Consider the following 24,196-nt stretch of genomic DNA (forward strand, 5'->3'; position numbering starts at 1 on the left):
GAATTTGAACAGGGTTGTGTTCAATTCAGGGTTATGGAACAACCCCGTACTGTTCTTGCGCGGGGTTCGAAAAAGGGGGTTAGTCGACTTGAGCGCCGTTGCGCCGTACCGACAGGTAGAACATCGCCAGGGCGGCGATGACGATGCCGGGTGCCGAAGCCATCATCACCCCGGTGGTGCCGGTGCCGAGTGCGAGCATTTTGCCGGCGACCAAAGGGCCACTCATGGCACCCAGGCGGCCGATGGCGACGGCGCTGCCGACGCCTGTCGCACGGATCGACGGACGATAGAAGTGCGGTGCCAGGGCATACAGCACGCATTGACCGCCGGTGGCAAAGAAACCGGCGACGAAACCGGCTGCCAGCATGCTTTCCCACCGACTGGCCAGACCCAGCGCTATCAGTGAACCGAGAATGCCGACGTAGATCAGCGCGGACAGGGCCCAGGCCGGCAACCGGTCCATCACCCAACCCAGCGACAAGGTGCCGAAGGCCGCGCCAAACTGCAGTGCCAGCATGACCCAACTGGCCTGGCGGCCGCTGAAGCCCTGGCCGACCAACAGGCTGGGCAACCAGTTGATCAGGATGTACACCACCATCAGGGTGAAGAAGTAACTGACCCAGATCATTAGCGTCGGCAGCGCCGCTCCTTCTCGGAACAGACCCCGGACCACTCCGGTCGGAGCAGATTCACGGGCGTTGCGAAACTGCGCCGACTCCGGCAGATACAGCCCCAGCAGCGGCACGATCAACAGCGGCACCACGCCACCGACGTAGAACACTACCTGCCAGCCGCCGGCGAGGTCAGCGATGCCGATGCTGGCTGCCAGTGCCGCACCCAGCGGCACGCCGCAGTACATCAGACTGACGGCAGTGCCACGCAGACGCGGGCTGGCCACTTCACTGGTCAGGGCGATCAGGTTGGGCAGGGCAGCACCGAGGCCGACGCCGGTGAGGCAACGGGCAATCATCAAACTGTTGAAGTCCCAGGCCATGGCCGTGACCAGGGAGAACAGCCCGAACAGTGCCACCGAGGCCATCAGTACCCGTTTGCGGCCGATGCGATCGGCCAGCAGGCCACCGAGGAATGCACCGGGCAACAGACCGAAAATCCCGGCGCTGAAGACCCAGCCCATGTGCAGTTTGTCCAGCTGGAAGGCTGCCGCCATGCCTTGGGCGGCGATCCCCGAGGCTTGCAGGTCGAGGCCTTCCATCAGGGCGACGAGGAAGCAAAGACTAATGGTCCGTGCCATGTACAGCGTGGTGGTTGTCACGTTCAGCGATGTCATGGGAAGTACCCGTTTTATTGTTGTAATGGGCAAAGCAGAACCGACCGACCGCTGCGTGGACGGTCGGCCGGGGTGGTACAGGGGTCAGCGTTTGAGCAGGTCCAGCGCGACGTCGACGATCATGTCTTCCTGGCCGCCGACCATGCGCCGCTTGCCCAGCTCGACAAGAATGTCGAGGGTCTTGAGGCCGTATTTGGCGGCGGCAATTTCGGCGTGGCGCAGGAAGCTGGAGTAGACCCCGGCGTAACCGAGGGCCAAGGTTTCGCGATCGACCCGCACCGGCCGGTCCTGCAACGGACGCACGATGTCGTCGGCGGCGTCCATCAGGGTGTAGAGGTCGGTGCCGTGGTTCCAACCCAGGCGCTCGGCGGCGGCGATGAACACTTCCAGCGGCGCATTGCCGGCGCCGGCACCCATACCGGCGAGACTGGCGTCAATGCGGTCGCAGCCTTCCTCGACAGCGGTGATCGAGTTGGCCACGCCGAGCGACAGATTGTGGTGGGCATGCATCCCCGTCTCCGTTTCCGGCTTGAGCACCGCCTTGAACGCGCGGAAACGATCGCGAACGTCCTGCATGTTCATTGCACCACCGGAGTCGGCCATGTACACGCAGGTCGCGCCGTAGCTTTCCATCAGCCTGGCCTGCGCGGCGAGCTGCTCGGCCGGGATCATGTGGCTCATCATCAAAAAACCGACGGTGTCCATGCCCAGCTCGCGGGCGTACTCGATGTGCTGTTTCGAGACATCCGCTTCGGTGCAATGGGTGGCGATGCGCACCACCCGGGCTCCGGCGTTGTAGGCGGCTTTGAGGTCATGCACGGTGCCGATACCGGGTAGCAGCAAGGTGGTGATCTTCGCGTGCTGGATCACGTCGGCGGCCGCTTCGATCCATTCCAGATCGGTGTGTGCGGCGAAGCCATAGTTGAAGCTCGACCCTTGCAGGCCATCGCCGTGGGCCACCTCGATCGAATCGACCCTGGCCTTGTCCAGTGCGCGGGCTATGTCCTGAACATTTTGCAGCGAGTACTGATGTCGGATGGCATGGCTGCCGTCGCGCAGGGTCACGTCGGAGATGTAGAGTTTTTTGCCGTTCATGAAATTCTCCTCAAGCCTTTTGCATCGACTGCGCCATGCGCTCGGCGGTGGCCAAGGCAGCGGAGGTCATGATGTCGAGGTTGCCGGCGTAGGCGGGCAGGTAATGGGCAGCGCCTTCGACTTGTAGGAACACCGAAGTCTTGAGCCCGGAAAATTGTCCGAGGCCCGGAATGTTCAGCGGCGCGTGTTCGGGAATCACGTCGAACTGCACTTTTTGCTTGAGGCGATAGCCCGGCACATAGGCCTGCACTGCCGCCGCCATCTCCTCAACGGAAGCCTCTATCTGCGCCTGATCGGCGGCTTCGGACAGCACAAACACGGTGTCGCGCATCATCAGCGGCGGCTCGGCCGGGTTCATCACGATGATTGCCTTGCCCTTGGCTGCACCGCCGATTACTTCAATGGCCCTGGAAGTGGTTTCTGTGAACTCGTCGATGTTGGCACGGGTGCCGGGGCCGGCGGATTTACTGGCGATCGAGGCGACGATCTCGGCGTAATGCACCTTGGCCACCCGCGACACCGCCGCGACCATCGGGATGGTCGCCTGACCACCACAGGTCACCATGTTGACGTTTGGCTGAGCCAGATTTTGTTCCAGGTTGACCACCGGCACGCAATACGGACCGATGGCTGCCGGGGTCAAATCTATCAGGCGGATGCCGGGTTTGACCGAGCGCAGGAACGCATCGTTCTTCACGTGGGCGCCAGCCGAGGTAGCGTCGAAAACAAAATCGATGTTCTTGAACTCGTCCATGCGCACCAGGCCTTCGACACCTTCGTGTGTCACCGCCACGCCCATACGCTGGGCGCGGGCGAGGCCGTCGGAGGCAGGGTCGATGCCGACCATCACCGCCATTTCCAGATGCCTGGCGTTACGCAGGATCTTGATCATCAAATCGGTGCCGATATTGCCGGAGCCGATGATCGCGACTTTGAGTTTGTTCATGGTTGTTGCCCCTTATGCAAAGTCGACCGCGACACGACCGATACCGTCGATCTCGGCTTCAAAACGGTCACCGGCAGCGACCGCGACCATCGGCCCGAGTGCGCCGGTCAGAATGATGTCGCCGGCGCGCAGCGGATCGCCCAGGCGGGCCATGGTGCAAGCCAGCCAGACCGCAGCGTTGAGTGGATGTCCCAGGCATTCGGCGCCGCTGCCGCTGGATACTTCCTCGCCGTTGCGGGTCATGCGCATGGTGGCTGCCTGCAGGTCGAGGCCGTCGATCTGGCGGGTGCTTTCGCCGAGGACGAAACAGCCACTGGAGGCGTTGTCGGCCACGGTGTCGACGAAGCGGATGTTCCAGTTCTGGATCCGGCTGCCGACGATTTCCAGTGCCGCAGCGACCCAACCGGTGGCGGCCAGTACATCGGCGAAAGTGGTCTCGGTGCTCGGCAGGTCACGCTCGAGGATCAGGGCGATTTCCGCCTCGATCTTCGGCTGCAACACGCGACCGATCGGTACACGGTCGTTGTGGTCATAGCGCATGTCGGCGAGCAGGGTGCCGAAGTCAGGCTGATCCACACCCAGTTGCCGCTGGACCTTGGGATTGGTCAGGCCGATCTTCCGCCCGATTACGGGGTTGCCATTGCCCACCGCGTGAGCAATGTTCAGGCGCTGGATGGCGTAGGCGGCGTCTGCATTGTCTTCGCCGATCAGTTCGCGCAAAGGCGCGATGGCTTCGCCGTGGGCCTGGGCCTGGCACAGGTCGCTTGCCAGTTGCTCCAGTGTGGCTTGAGTCAGGGTCATGGTGGCCTCGGTCATCAATGGGTCAGGAAATCCAGCACCAGGCGGTTGTAGGTGTCGGCGTGTTCCCACTGGGCCCAATGGCCGCAACGGTTGAACACGTGCAGTTGCGCGTCGGGCAGGCCGGCCAGCAGGCGCAGGCCGGTGTCCATCGGCACGAAGCGGTCCTCGCGGCCCCAGACAATCAGGGTGCGGGCCTTGATCTCGTGCAGGCGATGGCTGAAGTCCGGGAACTGCTTGGGGTTCAGGGTGCTGCTCTTGACGAAGTTTTCCAGGTGGTCGCGGCGCGCCAGGATGTTGTCCAGGCGGGTCTGGAACATCGCGTCGGTGATGCTGCTGGCGTCGAAGACGAAGACGTTCATCATCTTCTTCAGGTTGTCGATGGTCGGCTCGCGGTACAGCGTGCCGATCAGCTTGATGCCCTCGGTGGGTTGCGGGACGAAGGCGCTCGGGCCACCGGTTCCGCCGCCCATCAGGATCAGTTTGCCGATGCGTTGCGGGTAGGCGAGGGCGAACGCCACGGTGCTGTGGCCCCCCATGGAGTTGCCGATGATGTGCACGCGGTCCAGGTCCAGCACGTCGATCAGGCCTTTGAGGGCGCGGGCATTGAGGTCCGAGCGCGAGCCATCGCAGACCACCGGATCGCTTTTGCTCCAGCCAGGGCAGTCCATCAGGATCACCCGGTAGCCGGCGTTGACCAAGGGCTCGATGTTGCAGTGAAAGTTGGCCCAGCCGCTGGCACCGGGACCAGAGCCGTGGAGCATGACCACGGTTTCGGCGCCCGGATTTTCAGGGATTGGACTGACATCGTTGTAATGCAGTTGCAGGTCCAGGTCGCCTTCCTTGATGCGGGCAAAGCGGCTGGTGGAAGCTTCGGTGAATCCAGTGGCAGTCATGGCAGTTCCTCGAAATTCAGTGATGGTTGTGCTGTGGTCGTGCGCCGAGGCTGGCGAAGCCGGCGATCCATTCAGGGATCGGTCGGTAGTAGCGGTCTTCGGTCTGGTACGGGCCGAAGGAGGAGAGGGCGGCGAACGCCGCGACCCAGGTTTTCACTTCGTGGGTGGACTTGCCGGCCAGTGCCGACAGTTCGTCATTACCCAGCCCATCGAAGTCGCTCAGGCGACCCTGTTCGAGGCTGTCGAGAAAGCCCTGGTCCCAGATCGGGTTGAGCGGATGCAGGCAGTGCTGGTCCTGAACGAAATCCCTCGCGGCCTGGATGACCCGGTTCTGGCGGGCCAGGCGCTCATCGGCAGGCAGATCGCGGCCGCTACCCATCAGTCGGTCCGCCATACGCGCATCGACTTTGGCCAGCTCCGGCACCGGTGGCTGGTGCGACAAGCCGCCGGAGGCCAGAAACAGCACACGTTTGTTCAACGTTTTGGCCCATTGACCGATGGCCTCGCCGAGCAAACGGGCACGCTTGAAACCGGGCAGGGGGACCGCCACCGAATTGATGAACACCGGGATTACCGGACAGCCTTGCAAGCCGCCGAGCAACAATTCCAGTGGTTGAGCGAAGGCATGGTCGACCTGCATGCAATACGACACGGCGGTGTCGACCCCGGCATTGAGCACCGCCTGGGCGCACGATTCAGCCAGCGCCTTGGGCACGTCCAGTTCACCGGCAGCCGTACCGAAATCGCCGATTGCATGGGCAGCCATACCGATGCAGAACGCCGGCATCACATCGTAGAAAAAGCCGTTGTAGTGGTCCGGGCCGAACAGCACGATCAACTCTGGGGCGAAGCGGGCAATACGCTCACGGGCCGCGGCGGTCATGCCGTCAATTTCGGCCAGAACGTGCGGTTCGGGGTCGACGAACCCCACCAGCGGCGTGTGGGACATGCAGTGCAGATAAGCGCTCATCTCAGGCCACCTTGCTGGCGACGAAAGTCGCGGCCGGTTGCGGCAGAGCCTTGAGCGCAAGGATCAACTGATCGCAGGCCTGACCCACGGTTTGCGGAATGGCCAAACCGGCAACAAAACGATCCGGGCGTACCAGGGCAATGGACGAGGCGCCGTGGGCGAACCACTCGCGGATCCGGCCGGTGCTGTCACCGACGCGAATCACGTGTTTGCCGGCATCGCTGGCGGCCTTGAGCTGGACGTCCGGCAGTACCTGAATGAAGCGCGTACCCAGCGCCTGCCACTGTTCGATTTGCGCAGCCGAAAGGCCCCAGGTCGGATCGCTGCCCCAGGCAATGATTGCGAAATGCTTGCCGATCACTTCGTCGAGCAGCACCCGTTCGCCGGCTTCGGTGAGCACCTGCGGCTGGATAAACATTTTGCCCACCGGCGAGGCGCTGTCTTGCGCGGCGATCAGCGCGCCCTTGGTGTATTGCGGCATCGGCTTGAAGCGCATTTCCAGGAAGAAGCGTTTGACCGGCGGCAGATAGTTCAGCAACCAGGACACACCATCGCGCAAGGTACCTTGCCAGCGCTTGGGCGGCGCCAGTACGTGACCGGCGAGCACTGACAAATCAATCATTGCCTTGGCGTGGTCGCGACGTTCCTGTTCGTAGCTGTCGAGCAGGCTATCGGCGGCCAGGCCTTGGATCACCATCGCCAGTTTCCATGCCAGATTGGACGCGTCGCGCATTCCGCTGTTGTAACCCTGGCCTTGCCATACCGGCATGATGTGCGCGGCATCGCCGGCCAGCAGCACCCGCCCCTGACGGAAACGCCCGGCCAGACGGGCGTTGTGGGTGTAGACGCGGCTGCGGATCAGCTCGATGTGGTCCGGGTTGGGCAAGACTTTGCGGAGCAGCTTGCGCATGTTTTCCGGTTTGCTCAGCTCGGCTTCCGTCTCTCCGGGCATGACCATGAACTCGAAACGCCGAACGCCATGGGGCAGGGCAGCGGAAACGTAAGGGCGCACCGGGTCGCAGCACAGGTAGACGTGAGGAGTGCCCAGCGGATCGTTGGCGATATCGACCACGATCCACTGGTTCGGCGCGGTCTTGCCTTCGAAGCTGATATCCAGGCTGCGCCGCACGAGGCTGTTGCCGCCGTCGCAACCGATCAGGTAGCGGGCATGCAGGCGCTCGCCGCGACCGTTTTGATCTTTGAGGTTGAGCACAACGGCGCTGTCGCTTTGTTCGAAGCTCTCCAGTTCGCGACTGAAAAGCACTTTGACGTTATCGAAGCGTTGCAGGCCGTCGAACAGCACGCGGTCGGCCAAGGGCTGGATGAAGGCGTTGCGTCGTGGCCAGCCGAACTCATCGGTCTTGGGCTGGATATCGGCGAAGCAGCGACCTTTGGGAGTAAGCGAAGCGCATCGCGTGCCAAGGGGTGGTGTGGGGCAGCACGGCGTCGGCCAGGCCCACCGCCTGGAAGGTACGCAAGCTTTCATCGTCCAGGCCAATGGCGCGGGGATAGTCGATCAGGCTGTCGAGTTTTTCCACCAGAGTGACTTTCACGCCACACTGGCCAAGGTAATTGGCGATCATCAAGCCGACGGGACCGGCGCCGACGATGGCGACGTCGGTGCTCAGCTCCAATGGGGTAGGCGTGGGTGCAGAACTCATGGATATCTCCCTACAGCGCTTTTGGATTTCTTGTTGGGCGCAGTATGGAAATGGTCGGGCTGGTCGACAACGACAACCCTTGTTAGTGTGCACCAGGTGCACAACGTTGATTTACAAGCAGAACGGAGCGATTCGATGAGCGAGACCGAATACAAGGCCGTGCGTGGATTGATGCGCGGGCTGGCCCTGATCAACGGCCTGAATCGCTTCGACGGCGGCGCCAGCACGGCTCAACTGGCCGAGCAGAGTGGGCTGCACCGCACCACCGTCAGGCGCTTGCTGGAGACCTTGCAGGCCGAGGGTTACGTGCGGCGTAGCGAGTCCGACGACAGCTATCGGCTGACCTTGAAAGTGCGGGAATTGAGTGAGGGGTTTCGCGATGAGCAGTGGATTTCCTCCATCGCGGCACCGCTGTTGGGCGAGCTACTGCAGGAGGTAGTCTGGCCCACCGATCTGTGCACCCTGGACGGCGATGCCATGGTGATTCGCGAGACTACCCATCGCTTCAGTCGCCTTTCGTTCCACCGTTCCATGGTCGGGCGGCGTCTGCCGTTGCTGATGACCGCCACCGGGCGTGCCTACTTCGCCTTTTGCCCGCCGGCTGAACGTGAAGAACTGATTGAGTTGATGATCAGCCGCGAAGACGAGCAATCCGCGCTGGCAGCGGACCGGCGGTTTGTTGAGCGATTGGTTGAGCATACGGTAAGCAAGGGATACGGCGAAAATAACTCCCACTGGGGCCAGGAGCGCAAGATCGCCGCCATCGCCATTCCGATCACCCATGAGGCGCGGCTAATGGGCTGTCTGAACCTGGTGTACATCGCCAAGGCGATGTCGGTGGAGGAAGCGGCTCGGCGTTACCTGCCAGCGATGCACAGTGTGGTGCGAAAGATCCAGGTTGAGTTGGGTGGCGAATCGGAGTGACAGACCATAAAGCAGGTTCCGTAAAGTTCCACTCTGACACATCATTTAACATAATATACATTACACGTAACAAAGTATTACGAGACCAGCCCGGTAGCACTGTCGACATTAGGTAAAAATGCGAAGAATCAGCTAATAGCTCTCGGAAGTAATCTCCTTTCATTTTGAGAGCTAAATCCCTTACGTGGGTGCTTCGTTGCCAGGGAAAGACTTTACTTCTGCAGGCTTCAGAGCCCATTCCGTGCGGCCCAATGGGAAGTAATCTTTTAAATCGAGCCTTTCGCCTCACGTTCACGGATTTGCTTGCAGATCACTTGTCCAGCAATCATCAGCGCGCTAGAGGCTCTGGCGCGGCCTTTGTGACTGTCATCGTTCATGATTCTACGTCATGAGCAGCGGATCCAGAAATGCCGCCCTTGATGAGCGTGATCGCGCACCGAATGCGGATTCGCCTATTCGTTTGATTGAAGGAGCTTTTTTGGGACCAGCTCGCTCGTTTACGGTATTACTTACGCGGAGAGCCCATCCGAATACACGTCGCTGTGTGAAATCTGAGGCGTTCATCGTGTAGTTGGTGCGCCGATTTCAAGGACTGTCACACATGAAAAAGCGCCGCCTGATCTACTTGCAAATGCTGACAGGTTGGGCGGTGAACACCATGCGCTTGAAGGCTGCTGAGCTTTCCTCCCATTAAACACCCTGGAGGCTCTCTTGAACCTGGCCAGATAAAAGCTTAGAAAAATGCCAGTCCGGTAACGTTGTTAACCACAAATTTGACTTGTTAACTACGGTGGTTAACAAGTCAGAAAATAAGTTTACAGAGTGCTTTTGACCCTGAGTGTTAGTCTTTATTTGCCTGGCACGCCGGGGATTTTAAAGCTCCGCAATGCTATTCCAACTCCGGAATTTGCCGGTTGGAACGGTTACACTGATTATGCCTGCGCTGGTCTATCAGCCGCAGCCTTCCAGTTTTTGGCACCCCGCAAGATTAGAATGGATCACATCAAAGCGCCCTAACACCGCATGTCTGAGGAGATATATGTGCTCTTGAAGGTGGTCTACCGCCAATGGCAACAACGACCTTTACGTGGAGTCACGTCGCTAACTCAACTAAACATCTATTTAGTTGAGTTATTAGTCTGCGTGAACAAGCACTGCTCGCCCACTTCCCACATCTCGCCCTGGTTTTCTCCGCATGCGGAAAAGCGCGCTCCCTTATAAATACTTATCATTGTTCTTCTTTATCAAGGAAGAATTGCCCACTGAAAACGTGACTTACCCAAGCTTTTAGCATTCAACATTGCAGAGTCAGCAGCCAGAATTAAACTGTTTGCATCTTTACCATCTCTAGGAAACTCTGCAATTCCGATGCTTACGCCGATCTGCGTATCGGGAAAGTCGTCTATGAGGTTTGCATTTGCTACACTCAATAGACGTTTTGCAAGAATCTCAATCTCTGTATTCGGCAACGCATCGCTGGAGGTTTCTATTGCCACCGCCCGCCAGGTACGGCCTCAAGACCATGGACATTTTTGTCGAACTGGGCAGACGTCGCATGGTTGGTGGGCAGGAAGACATTATCGTCGATGTCGCGCCGGATCTGCTCAAGCGTCATCGGTGCAACAATCTCGGAATGAATGGCGCCTCTACTCAAGTTTTGTCCGAGGCGCCTTCATCGGTGCGAAACGACACACCCATTCGAAATCTTGAAAATCTGCCGTCTCCGGTCAGTCGCTCAGTGTCTCTGCAGTGCGCAGCGCGAACCAGCCCGGCGTGGCGCTGATTGCGCGCCACAGGCCATCGGGTATCGCGCTGTCTGGGACTGCTCGCACATCCAGTTGCTGAGCGATCCGCTCGGCCTTGCCTTCACGGGCCAGGGTGACCCAGTCAGAGTTGATCACCAGCCCCCGGCCAATCGCAACCATTGAAAGGCCCAACGCCAAAGCGCGCTCGGCCTGCGCCGGCGTAGTGATCTGACCGGCCGCAATCACGGGCAATCGACCTCCGATCTGTTCCAGGGCACGTACGATCGTCAGCGCCGAAGGCATTTCCTGCGCCTCATTTTCCTGACGGGCCGGTGTGGCGTTGAGCAGGTCGTAAAGAGACACATGCAAGTAGTCGATATCCGCCTGTGCCAGACGCTCCACCAGTGCCAACGCATCGTCGATGCGCAAGCCACCCTCCTGAGCTTCTTCAAGCGAAATTCGATAACCGATGAGAAACGGGCGCGGTGCATGTTCACGAACCACCTGCTGCACCGCTTGAACCAGTGCCAGAGGGAAGCGCATACGGTTCTCCAGCGAACCACCCCACTGGTCGCTGCGCTGGTTGGAGGCCGGGGACAAAAAGTTCTGGATCAGAAAACCATGAGCACCATGTAGCTCCACGCCGTCGAAACCCGCCTCGATGGCTCGTCGGGTGGCTTGGGCGAATGCCTCAATCGTTTCGAGGATCTGCGCTTCAGACAGTGCGCGGGGGTTGGAATACCACTGTTGAACGGCCCGGCAGGAGCCCTGACCGCGCTGGCACTGACAATCTCACCTGAGGGTGTTTGCTCCACGATGGCTTTGCTGCCCGCATGAAAAATCTGCAGTACGGCGGGCGCCCCGCCACTTTTTGCGGCCTGAGCAAGACGCCGCAGACTCGGCAGAAAACGATCGTCCCAGGCAGCGAACTCGGCATCGAAACCGATGCCTTCAGGGCAGACATGGGAGCAGCCGGTGATGACCAGCCCGATGCCTTTCACACGGCGACGGTAGTACGCGAGTTCCTGCTCGGAAATGCTGGCGTCCGGATTGGCAGACCAGGTGGTCATCGGTGCCATGGCCAGCCGGTTGTCGATCGTCAGACCGTTGGCGAAACGCAGCGGACGAAAAATTTCGGGGTAATTCGGTTTCATGATGCTTTCCAGACAAAGCCGACCTATGAGGTCAGCCGATGGCAATGGGGGTGATTCAGTTCAGGCGCAAGCGGCGGATGTCGCGTTGAGGGGGCTGACCAAACAGCCGGGCGTATTCACGACTGAACTGTGAGGCGCTTTCGTACCCGACCCGCAATGCCGTCACGCTTGCATCCAGGTTTCGCGTCAGCATCAACTGACGGGCCTCCTGCAGACGCAGTTGCTTTTGGTACTGCAGGGGGCTTAAGCCGGTGATCGAGCGAAAGTGCTGGCGGAACGTGGAAGGACTCATATGACAGCCGGCAGCCAGCTGTTCAATCTTCAGCGGCTCGACGAAATGGCGCTTGAGCCAGTTGATGGCGCCGGCGATCTGTTGGCTGGGTGCTCCCTGATTGATCAGATGGTGCAACTGTGAACCGTGGGGGCCGGCGAGCAACCGATAAGCGATCTCACGCTTTAACAGCGGCGCAAGACAAGGCAACAGCACCGGATCGGCCAGCAACTGCACCAGACGCAGCACGGCATCCAGCAACCCCTCGGTCAAAGACTCAACGGCGATCGAGCAGAAATCACAATCGCGGGCAGGCGCCGGCAGGCGCATTTCAGTGGCCAACTGCAAAATGTCCTGAGGTGCCAGTTGCAACATCAGGCCCAGGAACGGCTCGGTGTGACTTCCCTCCACCACTGTTGAGACCACGGGCAGATCGACAGCGGTCAGCAACGACTGACCCGGACCGAAATTCAGGATCTGATCGCCCAGCACGACCTGCTTCCGGCCCTGGGCGGTGATCCCCAGTCCCAGACCGTAGATGCAGTGCATCGGCAGGGTCAGCGCCCGACGGCGATGCAGAGTCAGACCGGGAATGGCCGTCTCGTAGTCACCGTCCGACGGAGCTATGCGGGCAATGGCAATGGCCAGGTCGCGGCTTTCGTTGGAGGACAGCCGCGATGATTCGGAATCAGGCTTCACTGCAGATGCTTGCGCAGGAACGGCACAGCTTGGGCCATGGCCAGTGCGACAGGCTCGGGCTTGTCGTACAGGTCGTAATGCGACCAGCCTTCTGCCACGTAAATCTGTTTGTCGGCCGAGGCGGCCCGACCGTAGATTTCCCAGCCATCGCGGTACGCTCCGAAACCGCCGGGCTTGTCCCCGATTACCACCAACAGAGGCTGGGTCAGCAGCACTTCGGCATGCAGAAATGCATCCCAGCCAAAGGCTGCGCTGTTGAACGAAAACAGGCCGCTGGTGGCGCCGTTGGGCTGCTGTCCGCGCGACGTCTTGTAGTACTCGGTCGCTTCGAGCACGTCGATATCGGTGATGCCTGCGCTGCGTCCCTCTTCCACCGATGCCGGCAGATAGTTGATGACATGCCGGGCGCCGCCCCGGGCTTCTGCGGTGCGCTGGGCTGCCATGGCTTGCAGCGCCGTGACCGGATCGAAGTTGCTGAAGCCTTCACGGATCAGTCGCCCGAAGTTGACCCCGGTTATCGAGACCAGCGCCTTGATCCTGTGGTCAGTACTGGCCGCGTGTACGGTATACGCGCCCCCGCCACAGATACCGATGGCACCGATACGCGCCGCATCGACGTAGGGCAGCGTGACCAGATAATCGATGGCGAAGCGGATGTCCGAAACGCGGATGGACGGGTCTTCGATGAAGCGTGGCTCACCACCGCTCTCGCCCTGGAAACTGGCATCGAAAGCAATTACCACAAACCCTTCTTTGGCCAAACCTGCGCCGTAGACGTTGCCTGAGGTCTGTTCCTTGCAACTGCCGATCGGGTGGATGCTGACAATCGCCGGGTATTTTCTGGAGGCATCGAAATCGGGTGGTAGATATAAATCCGCTGCGGTTTCCCAGCCCAGATTCTGATAGCGAACGTGCTTGATAGTGACAGTGCTCATGTGATTCTCCAGGAGTAAATCGGAAACGATAGAGAGCGGCGCTAGAACGGCGCCGCCCGCCGTACTCAGAGGCTGGTGCGGAAGAACGGCGCCAGGTGTTCCATGGCCGTGTTGACCCCGGGACCGTCGTACAGATCCATGTGAGCCAGACCGTCGAGCACCACCAGTTCCTTTTGTCCCAGCGCCTTGGCATGCAGCTCCTGGCTGTGCCACAGCGAGCCGGCTTCGCTGCCGGCGATGATCAGTGCCGGCTGGGTCAGTAACTGGTCGATCAGGTCGAACGCATCAAACGCGACCCAGGCGCCGAGACCATTCATCAGCATCTTGTTCTGTGCGTTCGGGTGCTGGGCACGAGGCGTGAGGTAGTAGTCGGCCGCCTCCTGAAGATCACGGGGCGCACTGGTATCACCCAGTTGCGGTACGTAAGGGGCATAAACGGGATCGGCACCCGCCGCCTCTGCCGTGCGCTGTCCAGCCAGGGCATCCAGGACCGGCAACAGATCGTTGATGGAACCCTTGCCTTCCCAGCCTTTACGAGTGGCAGTCCCTACGTTGACCGCACTGGCGGTGGCCAGGGCCTTGATCCGGCGGTCGACCGACGCCGCCTTGGCCGCGAAGCCGCCACCGGCGCAGATGCCCAGCACGCCGATGCGCTGAGCATCGACAAAACCGAGGGTGGTCAGGTAGTCGACTGCGCTGTACACGTCGGCCACGCGATTCATGGGTTCATCGAGAAAATGCGGCTCGCCGCCACTGGCACCTTGATAGGACGCATCGAACGCCAGGGTGACGAAACCTTGCTCGGCCAACAGCCGGGCGTAAGTGCCGGCCGTCTGCTCTCTCACGCCGCCACCTGGATGGACAGTAATGATCGCCGGGTATTGTTGGCCTTCAACGAATGCAGCAGGCAAGTAGAGGTGACCAGCCATCTCGATGTTGCGGTTCTTGAACTGGACGTTTTGCATGGTGTTGCCTCCGATAGAGCAGCGCGTAGCGCCAGTTGGCGCGATTGCCGGGTTGCGGAGGGCGAGGTATTTTCGCTTCGACTGAGTCGTGCAGGTTGCCTGCCCTTCGTTGGAGTCCAGTATAGGAAGGGCTCTGCAGGTGTTTTTGCCTATTCCGATTCCTTGCTTGCACGATTCAAGGAGAATGCGGATTCATCAAGCTCTCCCGAAAGCTCGCAAGAACCTCGTGTTTACGGGCGTACAAGGCCAAAGGCCTGCTGCCGGCGGGGAAATTGATGCCTTGCTCGATTGCCTGTTATGCAGTCAGGTCAGCCTGGCTGGCGCATACGCCGGATATCCCGTTGCGGCGGCGCGCCGAAGGCCCGGCTGTACTCGCGACTGAACTGCGAGGCGCTTTCGTACCCCACCCTCCCCGCTGCCTGCCCCGCGTCCAGGTGCTGGTTGATCATCAACTGCCTGGCCTCCTGCAACCGCAATTGCTTGTGGAACTGCAGCGGGCTAACACCCGTCAGCGTGCGAAAGTGATGACGAAAAGTGGAAGGACTCATGTGCACCCGCTCGGCCAGATGGTCGATGCGCATGGGTTCGGCCAGGTTCTGCTTCAGCCAGGCGACCACCCTGGCGATCTGTTGCATCGGCGAACCCGTGGCAATCAGGTGACGCAAAGCCATGCCATGTTGACCCATCAACAGCCGGACGATGATCTCCTGCTGGACAAGAGGCGCCAGATGGTCGAAGAGCTCCGGTTCCTCCAGCAAGCCCAGCAGACGCTCGAGGGCCCGGACCAGTCCGTGGTCCAGCTCGGCAATGACGATGGCCTGATGGGTGCCTGCCTTTGGCGGAGGCGGCAGTTGCAGCTCGGAGGCGACGCGCATGATCTGGCTGACATCCAGCGTCAGCATCATCCCGAGAAAAGGCTTCGCCACCGACGCCTGGGCAACATGGGACACCACCGGTTGGTCGATGCTGGTCAACATCCCCTGCCCCGCGCGGAAATGCAGCACGGCTTCCTGCTGCAATACCTGTTTGCTGCCCTGGGCCACCACGCCAAGGCCCAGGCCGTAGATGCACGGCATGGGGTCTGTCGGGGACGTGCGACGGTGCAGACTCAACGCCGGTAACCGGGTGGGGAAATCCCCGGCATGGGTGGCCTGTCGCGCAATCAAGGATGCCAGGCCCGTCAGGTCCGCCTCGATCAGATCGTCGGGTTGAAGGTGAGTCATCGGTGGTTCCTTACGCGATTGCCGCCTTACATAGGGACAAATCATAACGCTGAAACTGACTCACGGCTGCGCCTGCGCGCATCGGCTCCGTCATTGTCCGGCCGATGCGCGTGCAGCCATCGCGTATCAGCCCACCAGCCCTTTGCCAAAGATCTGCCGGGCAATCACCATCCGCTGGATTTCGTTCGTCCCTTCGTAAATCTCGCTGATCTTGTTGTCCCGGTAGATCTCCTCGACTTTGTAATGGCTGCTGTCTTGGGACTGTTCGCGCAAGAAGCCGTATCCCCCGAAAATTTGCACGCCATCATGCGCCGTGTCGCCGGCAGCCTCGGTGGCATAGAACTTCGCCATCGCCGCCTCTGGTTCGGGGAATTCGGTGCCCAAGTCCATCCGCAATGCTCTTGCCAGTGGTTCGGTCGTGGCGAATGCGCCGATTTTTTCTCCACGGATCGCCTGCTTCAGGTAACGCTCGGCTAGGTCTGAGATTGGCGCGATTCCCAGCGAGACAGATAGGCGATCGTGGCTTGAGCTGCTTCGACACAGATTGCCTCGCTGATGCGGCCCTCAGTCTGGTAGCCATAACGCAGGCAGGCAAATGCGATCTCGACCGCCAGCTTCGCGGCATCCGGTTGCAGCGGCAAGTCGTTGAGCGCGCCCTGAGCCTGCAAGGACTGACGCAGAAGCTTGCCGATTATTGCGTCTTTCTCCTCATGGGCCTTTTGGTCAGTAGGAGTGAAATTGCCGCGCAAGAGCAAAGCGGCCGCCGCCGGATGCTCGTTGTAGTAACCGGCCACACCACGCACCACTCTGCCGATTGCCACTTTCCAGTCTTCGCCCTCCTGCGGTTGCATCGCCAGGACGAGTTCGCCGATGCGCTCCATCTGCAGCGCCGCCAGATGGGCGAAGAGTGCGTACTTGTCGGGAAAGAACTGGTAGATGCTGGCCCTTGGCACACCCGACAGTTTGGAAATTTCAGGGATCGATGCCATATCCGGCCCCACCTCACGGAGCAGTTGCTCGGCGGCCTCCAGCACCTTGCTGATACGCGTCTGCGAACGCGCCTGTTGAGGGAGTCGCCCCTCCCTTTTACTTTTGGATGGCGACGAGGGGTCTTGCATGCTCATCAAATCAGACATATGTTATGTTTCAAACGTGACAAATGTTGTATTTATAGGTATTCCACTCTTCCTTGTCCAGCGCGAGGCCGTCGATGAGCTACACAGAACAAACCCAATGGCAGGCCATTCAGGCATTCCTTCCACCCAGATACCGCATCGACGCGAGCAACGCTCCTTTAGAAGAGTGCTGGCCATGGCGTGGGCATACCGTTCACCTTGATCGCTACACCAACCCCGCGGCCCCGGCGCGAGTCATCCTGTTTCATGGTGTTGGTACCAATGGCCGGCAAATGTCCACCATCACCGGCCTCCCGCTTTTCCGGCAGGGACTGGAGACCGTGGCCATTGACATGCCTGGCTACGGTGAGACCAAGGTCGCGGCTGAGGCGAATGTCCGCTATGACACGTGGGTGGAGCTGGCCAATGACTTCATAGAATACGAACGCGCCCGCGACCCGCGTCCTATTTTTCTATACGGTCTGAGCGCGGGAGGGATGCTGACCTATCACGCCGCCGCCATGAACCGGCACGTCGCCGGCATTATCGGGATGACATTTCTCGATCAGCGCGTTCCGAGAGTTCGGGAGCAGACCGCTCTTTCTCCCCTGATGGGGCGCCTTGGCATTCCGATGATCCACCTTCTGGCGCGCACGCCGCTGGCAGGGCTGAAAATGCCGATGTGGCTGGCCAGCAAGATGTACACACTGGTCAATGACCGAGCTGCATTGAAGGCTTGCCTGAAAGATCACACCTCGGCCGGCAACTGGGCCAGCCTGCGCTTTTTGAGTTCCTACCTCGGATACACGCCCGCCATGGAGCCGGAAACCTTTGATGTCTGCCCTGTCTTGCTGACCCAGCCCGCAGCCGACCGCTGGACGCCACTCGCGCTGAGCCAGCCATTCCTGCAACGCCTTGGCCGTGTCAAGGTGACGACCCGGATGCTAGACGACGCCGGACATTACCCGTTGGAGGAACCAGGCTTGACGCAGATGAACGAAGCGATTCTTGCGTTTGTGGAGCGAACCTTAGCGGCGCAAAGCGTCGAGTGCTCGGCTGGCTGATGACTCGATCGCGACTACCGAACTGTAGGGGCTCATACATCACACCTAACTCGGTGTTTGGGGCAGTTTCAATGACTGTAAGTATGTAATGAAGGTTGGAATCACTCAGACCTTTGTTCAAGGAATGAAACTACTCTTCAAATCAGTTACGCGATGCATTCAGGGCAGGATGCTCAGAAAACATATTGCTAGATGTGCTGAGCGTCCGTTTCGGTTGAAAAACGCAGCTCGGGAGCGACCGCTTTCGGCCAGAGCAGATGCTAGCGACAGGCAGCAATCGGCCAATAGCGGACGTTCGCATCTGGCCGCGAACGGCCATGAGTGGACATTCAAAAGCAACAGATAATGGTCAGGCATGGACTTCCGTTAGGATTAGCTCAGTGGGATTGAAGTCAGTCCCCCCCGCTTCCAGGTAAGGTTATGAGACTTCGACTGTACATCTCGTGGGGTTTGGCGTTTTACGCTCACTGCGCTAAAGTCTTGACGCATGTGTCAAAAGCCGCACATAGCAGGTCTCAGCAAAAAGATAATTGCCTACAAAAAAATACTTTAAGGACCATCTGACATGGCAGTAGATATCCTAGTTACGACGGAAAGATTGCAAGAAGACCCGCTCGGCAAAGATCTTATTGAATCGCTCAAGAACTCTGAAAACGCTATCAGCTCCTCGCCATCTGCGCTTTATTATGACTTTCCCGTTTATTCAGACTACGATGGCGCAGATCACAAACCAGACATTCTGGTACTAAGCCGCAGTCGTGGAATCCTTGCTATTAGGGTGATTACCGCGACCCAAGCAGATCGTGATAGTACTAGTAGTTTGCTAGCAGTTGACGAGTCACTTAATCAATTCTGCAGCATTTTAATTGGAAGACTTTTAAAAAGTAAAGCATTAAGAAAGTCAAGATCTCAGCTGTCGCTTAACGTTACACCCATAATATTTTGCGACAGTAACTTAGCAGAGAGAATTTTCGATTCTAGCGACTCTGAAATTGTTTCATCAATGGACTCATTGAATGAAGTGATTCAAGATCTTGAAGAAGATCTTTTAGATGCAGAGGCATACGATGAAGCCCGTTCTGTCATTGAAGGAGCTAAAGCCCTAACTCGGTCGAATAAGCGGCTTGTTGAAAATCCTGAGCAGCAGCGCGCAGCTAGCGCACTTGCGAAGCTTGAGTCTGAAATTGCGAACTTTGATCAAAAACAGCGTTCTGCTGCTTTGATAACAATCAACGGCCCCCAGCGAATACGAGGCCTCGCCGGCTCAGGGAAAACTATTATTTTGGCTATGAAGGCCGCCCACCTTCATATGAATAGACCAAATGATAAAATTCTTCTAACGTTCTATACGAAAAGTTTAAAGTCCTCCATAAAAAATTTGGTCACAAAGTTCTACAGGCACTACAAAGAGGTTGATCCGGACTGGAATAATATCCACATACTACATGGATGGGGTGGCTCTAATACCAGCGGTGCCTATTCCGATGCTTGCTTGCGAGCCGGAAGAACACCACTTACCTTTAATACCGCACGCTCTGGCGCTCCTTATGGAGTAGACCCTTTTGATTTTGCATGCCAGGATTTAATGCAAAGAGATAATATCGAAGAATATTACGACCATATCCTGATCGATGAAGGACAAGACTTTCCAGCTGCATTTTATGAGTTAAGTTTTCGGCTTGCGAAAGGCCAGCGAGACAAAAAAAACATAGTATGGGCATATGACGATCTTCAAAATATAATGAAGATCAGAATGCGAAGCGCTGCTGAGTTATTTGGTATAGATCACGATGGTGAGCCGCGTATATCGCTTGAGCGAGCGGCAACCGGGCTGCCTTTCAAGTTCACCAATGACACAGTTTTAAGCAAGTGCTATCGTAATCAGCGCGAAGTACTCATCACTGCTCACGCACTCGGATTTGGGATTTACTCCAATATCGTGCAGCTGCTAGAAAGTGCTGATCACTGGAAAGATGTTGGTTATGAAGTAATCTCGCCAAACTATCATGCCAACGCTGAAGTAGAAGTGGTGCGCCCGGTTGAAAATAGCCCAGTTAGCCTGGCCGGAGACGACTTACCTGAACTAATAGAGCATTACAACGCACAATCGCTGGATGATGAAACAGATTGGGTAATAGCGTCGATATCTGTTTTTTTAGAACAAGGTTTAAATCCTGAAGATATAATGATTGTCGCCCTTGATGATCGCCACATGAAAGGCTATTTCAAACAGCTCTCCTCAAAGCTTGCTGAAATAGGAATCGCATCGAACAACATTCACGCTGACCCATATTCAGACCCGCCCTTTACGATACCTAACAAGGTGACTCTCTCCACGATTTATAGGGCAAAAGGGAATGAGGCAGCTGTAGTATTCGTGATCGGAGTTGATGCGATAACACTCAAAACGAGAGGAGATCGTAACAAGCTTTTCACTGCACTCACACGCACTAAAGCATGGCTTCGTGTTTCAGGGATGCAAGGTTCGACAAGTCAAATCATTGAAGAGATGTCTGAGGCAGAGAAAAACTTCCCCACCTTGCGTTTTATAATGCCTGACCTATCCAAACTAGACATGATTCAAAGAGATCTTAGTCAGCGCTCTATTAAGGCGAAAAAACTAAGAGCGGAATACCTAGAGAGCCTTCGTAGGGAAGGATTGTCGGAGGAAGATGCCGATTTGGATTACGATGATGAATAGACAAGATATTCAATCGGGAATCCACAGAAGCTGGGACTTGGCGGACAAACTTGGATTGGCCGCAGCTTTCAGCAATCCAAATCTACTTCCATTAAATATTGAATTTCGAGATAAAATCCTTTCGACGGACAGCACGTATATTGATGTCTATCTAACAGCAATGAATTTATCCCACCATAATATAATTTTGTCTGACTACTCGTATTTCCAATTCAGCATGGAGCGTGACGGGTATGCGCGCTACGCGTACTATCCTAACCCTTTCATATCAGGAAAAGAGTCAGAAACCGCATCCTTTAAAAAGATCACTGAACTTTTGGATAATGATCTTATTTCCCATGAGCAGTATCTTAGTCTATTAGATAGCAAGAAGATCTTGAACGGAAAGCCAATGTGGAGATACGAAAACGCTCCTGATCAACGCAAACGTTTTTTTCATCCATGCTCACATTTTCATATTGGATTTCATTCTGAAAATCGCTGGCCGCTCAGGAGAACGTTGACCCCTCTCGCCTTCTCAATGTTGGTTTTCAAACAATATTACGGAGAAGAGTGGAGAGCATTTGGTGATGATGATGATCCTGACGTCAGTAACTCCTTTGAGCGCGCTTTGATTCGAGAACGCCAAAACTGTCATATTGTTCCTGACGATCTATTTGAAAAAATAGAAGAGCAAGCATTCTTTTTTTCATAGAATTAGACCTCAGTTTATAAGGAACTTCGCCCCCCCTCTGCCGGCCGCTAACTGGTGTTCATCGCAGTTAATGTTAGAAAGCTCATGAACACCAGCACTAACTCAGAAGTGAAAACTCAGACGTGCCGCAATTTACCGCTGAAGCCTTCGACTAAAATTTAGGCGCGCGTTTATCTTATCGAAAGCGCAGCCTTCTCTTCAATTGTGTAAATGTGTCTCTCACATTCATCAAGCATTATCTTAGAATACTGAAGCTCTTGCTCTAAGTATTTTATCTCAGTAGAGTTAACAAAAATCTCATTATCCAGATAAGCTGAAATTTCGGAGTCAGGTTGGAGCTCCGCTTTTTGTTTCCTTCCAGCCAGTATTTTTGCGGCCTCACGTTTCTTGTCAAGCTCACGCCTCAGTATTTCAATGTTTGTATTGATTTCATGCCGTTTATTTATCCATTTTAAATACGGCTCAGAAGAGGATAAATATCCTTTAAGGATTGCACTTTTTACCGAGAAAGACTCCTCGGAGTTCTTTTTGTCAGACAGGTCCGCCTCTTCTGCACTTTTTATTTCGTTAACAGCATTTTGAGAAACCTCCTGCTCAAGGTATTTATTCGCCATCTCTAGAAACTTATGGGGTGTGTACATATAAAAAGCAGAACCTGTTTCAGCTTCAAATTCATGAATTAAGGAAGGGAGCGGACCAACAGTTTTCCCCTGACTGCTAAGCCACCAATCCTCTTTAACATCTCCGGTAATGAAAATTATAGAATTTTTACTTACCTTTGATTTTGCAATCATCTGAAGCCAGACTACATAGTCGCCATATGGCCTGCACCTGTCTTGAAATAGCAAAGACTCCCCCCTTTTTTAGCATCACTAAACCCTGGAGGGATTCTTTCTTCGTAGCGTTGCTTTTCCTGTTCAATTATGCCTTCCATTTCTTGCCTAGAAAATGGCGCTCCTACCTTGCCATCAAAGAGAAGCTCAAGCTCATCTTTTATCTCATCGTCATGAATCCTTTTTTCATGTAGCTTTCTATTTTCATCAAACTCCCCGAGAAGACTTTTAAAAACGGTTTCTGATTTAGAAAGCAAAGCCGGAGTAACAAACGGAGGTATATTTTGATTTTCTAGCCCTTTCTTTATATTTTCAACTTTTTTTATTGAGTCGTCATAAGTTTTAACTTGGTCAGCAATAACTGAAAGCCTGTTCTCCAAGTATTCTTGTGCGACTTGATTGGGTATCCATAGACGCTCTTGTAAAGAATAGAATACTTGAAATAGCTCCGACCTAGTAGCATCTGAAAAGCGGTAAAGACTTAAAAGCACATTGGCATCTAAAACAAAAATACATTCTTCCCAAAGCAGCTGTATGTCCTTAGATTTGTTGGCGAAGTGGCCGGGGAATGCGCTTCTCATCATGAATTCCTTACAAAGTCATGCCAAGCACTGTAGCATCTTCCGCAATCAAACTATCAACCTCAAAATCGATAAATTTTTCCAATCTGGATTGAGCTATACAAACTCGGGATAGCTAGATGATTCCAACAAGTTATTTTTTTCACCAATCGCCATACCTGACAAGCATACATTGGCCCTAGACGTTCGCTTGAGCACATCCGCCTATGGCTGACAGCGGTCGATTGCCGATGCCCGCTTCTAGCTGTAGGCAGTCGCTTGCCGATGTCCGCTTCAGGCCGGTAGCGGTCGCTTGTGACCGACAAGCGACGGTCAGGCCTAGACCGTCGCTATGGATATTCATACCTCGGTCTGTTCCGCCATCTCAAGCGCGTCATCGACTTCAATTCCCAGATATCGAACGGTGCTCTCTAGCTTCGTATGGCCGAGTAGCAGTTGAACCGCTCGCAGATTCTTCGTCCTGCGATATATCAGTGATGCCTTCGTACGCCTCATTGTGTGAGTGCCATACATGGCTGAATCAAGGCCAACGGCCTCCACCCAGCCTTTGACGATACGTGCGTATTGGCGTGTGGATAGATGGTCTGAGGGATTCAGTTTGCTCGGAAAAAGGCAATCCTCGCTGCGGAGTTGGGCCCGGTGGATCCAGGCCGCGATAGCAAACCGTGTTTGTTCAGTGATCTCGAACTGCACTGGTCGCAGCGTCTTCTGCTGCATCACCATGGCACGCGGTGATACGTGCTCACCATGGGCGACGTCGCGCACACGAAGCTTGATTAAGTCGCAAGCCCGAAGTTTGCTGTCGATCGCCAGATCGAAGAGCGCGAGATCGCGAGTTCGTTCTGCAATTTGAAGCCTCACCCGGATGGCCCAGATATCTCTCAATCGGAGTGGAGCTTTCTGCCCAACAAGCTTTCCTTTGTTCCAGGGCTGCCGGCTGCGGATAGCGAAGATGTTCATTACGAGTCCTCCACGTGTCGAAGGACAAGGATGGCTGACAAGAGCAACGGTCGCTAATCGTCAAAACACGTCCTGTCGGGATGCGTAGAAAATTAGCCGAGACTCAGAGCCTTGGTTGAAAGTCAGCGAAATTTTTCACAATGGCCCTGGTCACGGGGCTTGACTCGATAGTGTGAAGTCGCCTCCGAGAGTTCCATCTACATGCGGCAATCTCATTTTTCGGAAATGGCTTTTCACCAGACTCAAGCATGAAAATGAAGACAAAGTGGACAGTGCCGTCTTTCTCGAATCGTGCGAGATAGATTAGTTCGTCAGCAACCAGTCCGGTCTCTTCCTCAAGTTCCCGCGCGGCGGCTTCAGCAGGAGTTTCTCCTGACTCGATCTTTCCGCCGGGAAGCGCCCATTTGGATTTTCTTTTTCGAACGTAAAGGACGCGGTCATCCTTTCGGCATATCACTGTAGCCCTAGCCTTCATGTCGGCCTCCACTGCAGCGCAGCTAAATCTTGGCGGGTGCAAAAGAGTTTCTTAGATATAGGACTCTGATGTCATAAAATCGTCACAATATTTAGATTGCGAATTTGATTACGGCATCCGATGAAAGCTCATATCCCTGAAGATTAGCTTGTACCGAAGGTGTGTCGACAAGCGGCTGTTACCGACTTGCCCTTAGGGCGCGA

Annotated in this window: 25 protein-coding genes and 1 pseudogene; 5 read left to right on the forward strand and 21 right to left on the reverse strand. The window is 56.3% G+C overall.

The features are described 5' to 3' along the window. Positions 1-79: 79 nt before the first annotated feature. The 8 genes from mhpT to R1A29_RS13860 form a co-directional block, all read right to left on the reverse strand. A complete protein-coding gene (gene mhpT / locus R1A29_RS13825; RefSeq protein ID WP_438301886.1) occupies positions 80-1,288 on the reverse strand; it encodes a 3-(3-hydroxy-phenyl)propionate transporter MhpT in 1,209 nt (402 codons plus the stop codon). 84 nt (positions 1,289-1,372) lie between these two features. Then, a complete protein-coding gene (gene dmpG / locus R1A29_RS13830; protein ID WP_134826865.1) occupies positions 1,373-2,383 on the reverse strand; it encodes a 4-hydroxy-2-oxovalerate aldolase in 1,011 nt (336 codons plus the stop codon). A gap of 10 nt (positions 2,384-2,393) precedes the next feature. Further along, positions 2,394-3,329: an acetaldehyde dehydrogenase (acetylating) gene (locus tag R1A29_RS13835; protein ID WP_438301887.1), complete on the reverse strand. Its 936-nt coding sequence runs from the start codon at positions 3,327-3,329 to the stop codon at positions 2,394-2,396. A gap of 12 nt (positions 3,330-3,341) precedes the next feature. Next, complete coding sequence (mhpD, locus tag R1A29_RS13840) at positions 3,342-4,130, reverse strand: 2-keto-4-pentenoate hydratase (protein WP_438301888.1); 789 nt, start codon at positions 4,128-4,130, stop codon at positions 3,342-3,344. A gap of 14 nt (positions 4,131-4,144) precedes the next feature. Next, positions 4,145-5,023, reverse strand: coding sequence for an alpha/beta fold hydrolase (locus tag R1A29_RS13845; protein WP_114883079.1), 879 nt, complete (start codon positions 5,021-5,023; stop codon positions 4,145-4,147). Positions 5,024-5,039: 16 nt separating this feature from the next. Beyond that, a complete protein-coding gene (mhpB, locus tag R1A29_RS13850) occupies positions 5,040-5,993 on the reverse strand; it encodes a 3-carboxyethylcatechol 2,3-dioxygenase (RefSeq protein ID WP_438301889.1) in 954 nt (317 codons plus the stop codon). 1 nt (position 5,994) lies between these two features. Further along, entirely contained in the window at positions 5,995-7,308 is a 1,314-nt protein-coding gene (locus R1A29_RS13855; protein WP_438301890.1) for a bifunctional 3-(3-hydroxy-phenyl)propionate/3-hydroxycinnamic acid hydroxylase, read from the reverse strand. A gap of 37 nt (positions 7,309-7,345) precedes the next feature. Continuing rightward, positions 7,346-7,654: an FAD-dependent monooxygenase gene (locus R1A29_RS13860; protein WP_438301891.1), complete on the reverse strand. Its 309-nt coding sequence runs from the start codon at positions 7,652-7,654 to the stop codon at positions 7,346-7,348. Positions 7,655-7,789: 135 nt separating this feature from the next. On the opposite strand from R1A29_RS13860, the gene R1A29_RS13865 reads away from it, so the two are divergent. Further along, positions 7,790-8,578, forward strand: coding sequence for a DNA-binding transcriptional regulator (locus R1A29_RS13865; RefSeq protein ID WP_438301892.1), 789 nt, complete (start codon positions 7,790-7,792; stop codon positions 8,576-8,578). 1,244 nt (positions 8,579-9,822) lie between these two features. On the opposite strand, the gene R1A29_RS13870 is transcribed toward R1A29_RS13865, so the two are convergent. Further along, entirely contained in the window at positions 9,823-10,074 is a 252-nt protein-coding gene (locus R1A29_RS13870) for a diguanylate cyclase domain-containing protein (RefSeq protein ID WP_438301893.1), read from the reverse strand. A gap of 5 nt (positions 10,075-10,079) precedes the next feature. Here R1A29_RS13870 and R1A29_RS13875 point away from each other — a divergent pair. Continuing rightward, positions 10,080-10,190: pseudogene (locus R1A29_RS13875) on the forward strand (4-hydroxy-2-oxovalerate aldolase); the annotation flags it as partial. A 115-nt stretch (positions 10,191-10,305) separates the two neighbouring features. On the opposite strand, the gene R1A29_RS13880 reads toward R1A29_RS13875, so the two are convergent. The 8 genes from R1A29_RS13880 to R1A29_RS13915 all read right to left on the reverse strand — a co-directional run bounded on the left by R1A29_RS13880 (position 10,306) and on the right by R1A29_RS13915 (position 16,706). After that, the gene (locus R1A29_RS13880) at positions 10,306-11,046 is read right to left on the reverse strand and encodes a hypothetical protein (RefSeq protein ID WP_438302045.1); all 741 of its coding nucleotides are present in this window, start codon (positions 11,044-11,046) and stop codon (positions 10,306-10,308) included. After that, positions 10,935-11,477, reverse strand: coding sequence for a hypothetical protein (locus R1A29_RS13885; RefSeq protein ID WP_438301894.1), 543 nt, complete (start codon positions 11,475-11,477; stop codon positions 10,935-10,937). Before R1A29_RS13885 ends, R1A29_RS13880 begins: the two co-directional genes overlap by 112 nt. 55 nt (positions 11,478-11,532) lie before the next feature. Continuing rightward, complete coding sequence (locus R1A29_RS13890; protein WP_438301895.1) at positions 11,533-12,447, reverse strand: AraC family transcriptional regulator N-terminal domain-containing protein; 915 nt, start codon at positions 12,445-12,447, stop codon at positions 11,533-11,535. Next, positions 12,444-13,382 carry an alpha/beta hydrolase gene (locus R1A29_RS13895; protein ID WP_438301896.1) on the reverse strand — a complete coding sequence of 313 codons (939 nt, stop codon included), beginning with the start codon at positions 13,380-13,382 and terminating at the stop codon, positions 12,444-12,446. Before R1A29_RS13895 ends, R1A29_RS13890 begins: the two co-directional genes overlap by 4 nt. Before the next feature lie 65 nt (positions 13,383-13,447). Beyond that, positions 13,448-14,347: an alpha/beta hydrolase gene (locus R1A29_RS13900; protein WP_438301897.1), complete on the reverse strand. Its 900-nt coding sequence runs from the start codon at positions 14,345-14,347 to the stop codon at positions 13,448-13,450. Between the two features lie 308 nt (positions 14,348-14,655). Then, positions 14,656-15,570, reverse strand: coding sequence for an AraC family transcriptional regulator N-terminal domain-containing protein (locus tag R1A29_RS13905; protein ID WP_438301898.1), 915 nt, complete (start codon positions 15,568-15,570; stop codon positions 14,656-14,658). Positions 15,571-15,696: 126 nt separating this feature from the next. Further along, a complete protein-coding gene (locus R1A29_RS13910) occupies positions 15,697-15,960 on the reverse strand; it encodes an acyl-CoA dehydrogenase family protein (protein WP_438301899.1) in 264 nt (87 codons plus the stop codon). Positions 15,961-16,043: 83 nt separating this feature from the next. After that, a complete protein-coding gene (locus R1A29_RS13915) occupies positions 16,044-16,706 on the reverse strand; it encodes a TetR/AcrR family transcriptional regulator (RefSeq protein ID WP_438301900.1) in 663 nt (220 codons plus the stop codon). Between the two features lie 74 nt (positions 16,707-16,780). Here R1A29_RS13915 and R1A29_RS13920 point away from each other — a divergent pair, with 74 nt between their 5' ends. From R1A29_RS13920 to R1A29_RS13930, 3 genes are all read left to right on the forward strand, one after another. Further along, positions 16,781-17,749, forward strand: a complete 969-nt coding sequence (locus tag R1A29_RS13920) for an alpha/beta hydrolase (protein ID WP_438301901.1) — start codon at positions 16,781-16,783, stop codon at positions 17,747-17,749. A 565-nt stretch (positions 17,750-18,314) separates the two neighbouring features. After that, positions 18,315-20,450: a DEAD/DEAH box helicase gene (locus R1A29_RS13925; protein ID WP_438301902.1), complete on the forward strand. Its 2,136-nt coding sequence runs from the start codon at positions 18,315-18,317 to the stop codon at positions 20,448-20,450. Continuing rightward, on the forward strand, positions 20,443-21,144 hold the full coding sequence (locus tag R1A29_RS13930; RefSeq protein ID WP_438301903.1) for a DUF2290 domain-containing protein: 702 nt from the start codon (positions 20,443-20,445) through the stop codon (positions 21,142-21,144). Before R1A29_RS13925 ends, R1A29_RS13930 begins: the two co-directional genes overlap by 8 nt. A gap of 170 nt (positions 21,145-21,314) precedes the next feature. Here R1A29_RS13930 and R1A29_RS13935 read toward each other — a convergent pair whose 3' ends face one another. The 4 genes from R1A29_RS13935 to R1A29_RS13950 form a co-directional block, all read right to left on the reverse strand. Next, complete coding sequence (locus R1A29_RS13935; RefSeq protein WP_438301904.1) at positions 21,315-21,992, reverse strand: PIN-like domain-containing protein; 678 nt, start codon at positions 21,990-21,992, stop codon at positions 21,315-21,317. Beyond that, positions 21,950-22,558 carry a PIN-like domain-containing protein gene (locus R1A29_RS13940; protein ID WP_438301905.1) on the reverse strand — a complete coding sequence of 203 codons (609 nt, stop codon included), beginning with the start codon at positions 22,556-22,558 and terminating at the stop codon, positions 21,950-21,952. Before R1A29_RS13940 ends, R1A29_RS13935 begins: the two co-directional genes overlap by 43 nt. Positions 22,559-22,897: 339 nt before the next feature. Then, a complete protein-coding gene (locus R1A29_RS13945; RefSeq protein ID WP_438301906.1) occupies positions 22,898-23,518 on the reverse strand; it encodes a tyrosine-type recombinase/integrase in 621 nt (206 codons plus the stop codon). Positions 23,519-23,621: 103 nt separating this feature from the next. Next, positions 23,622-23,993 carry an NUDIX domain-containing protein gene (locus R1A29_RS13950; RefSeq protein WP_438301907.1) on the reverse strand — a complete coding sequence of 124 codons (372 nt, stop codon included), beginning with the start codon at positions 23,991-23,993 and terminating at the stop codon, positions 23,622-23,624. Positions 23,994-24,196: the final 203 nt, after the last annotated feature.

Origin of the sequence: Pseudomonas sp. NMS19W (assembly GCF_051554255.1) — a bacterium.
GTDB lineage: Bacteria > Pseudomonadota > Gammaproteobacteria > Pseudomonadales > Pseudomonadaceae > Aquipseudomonas > Aquipseudomonas kribbensis.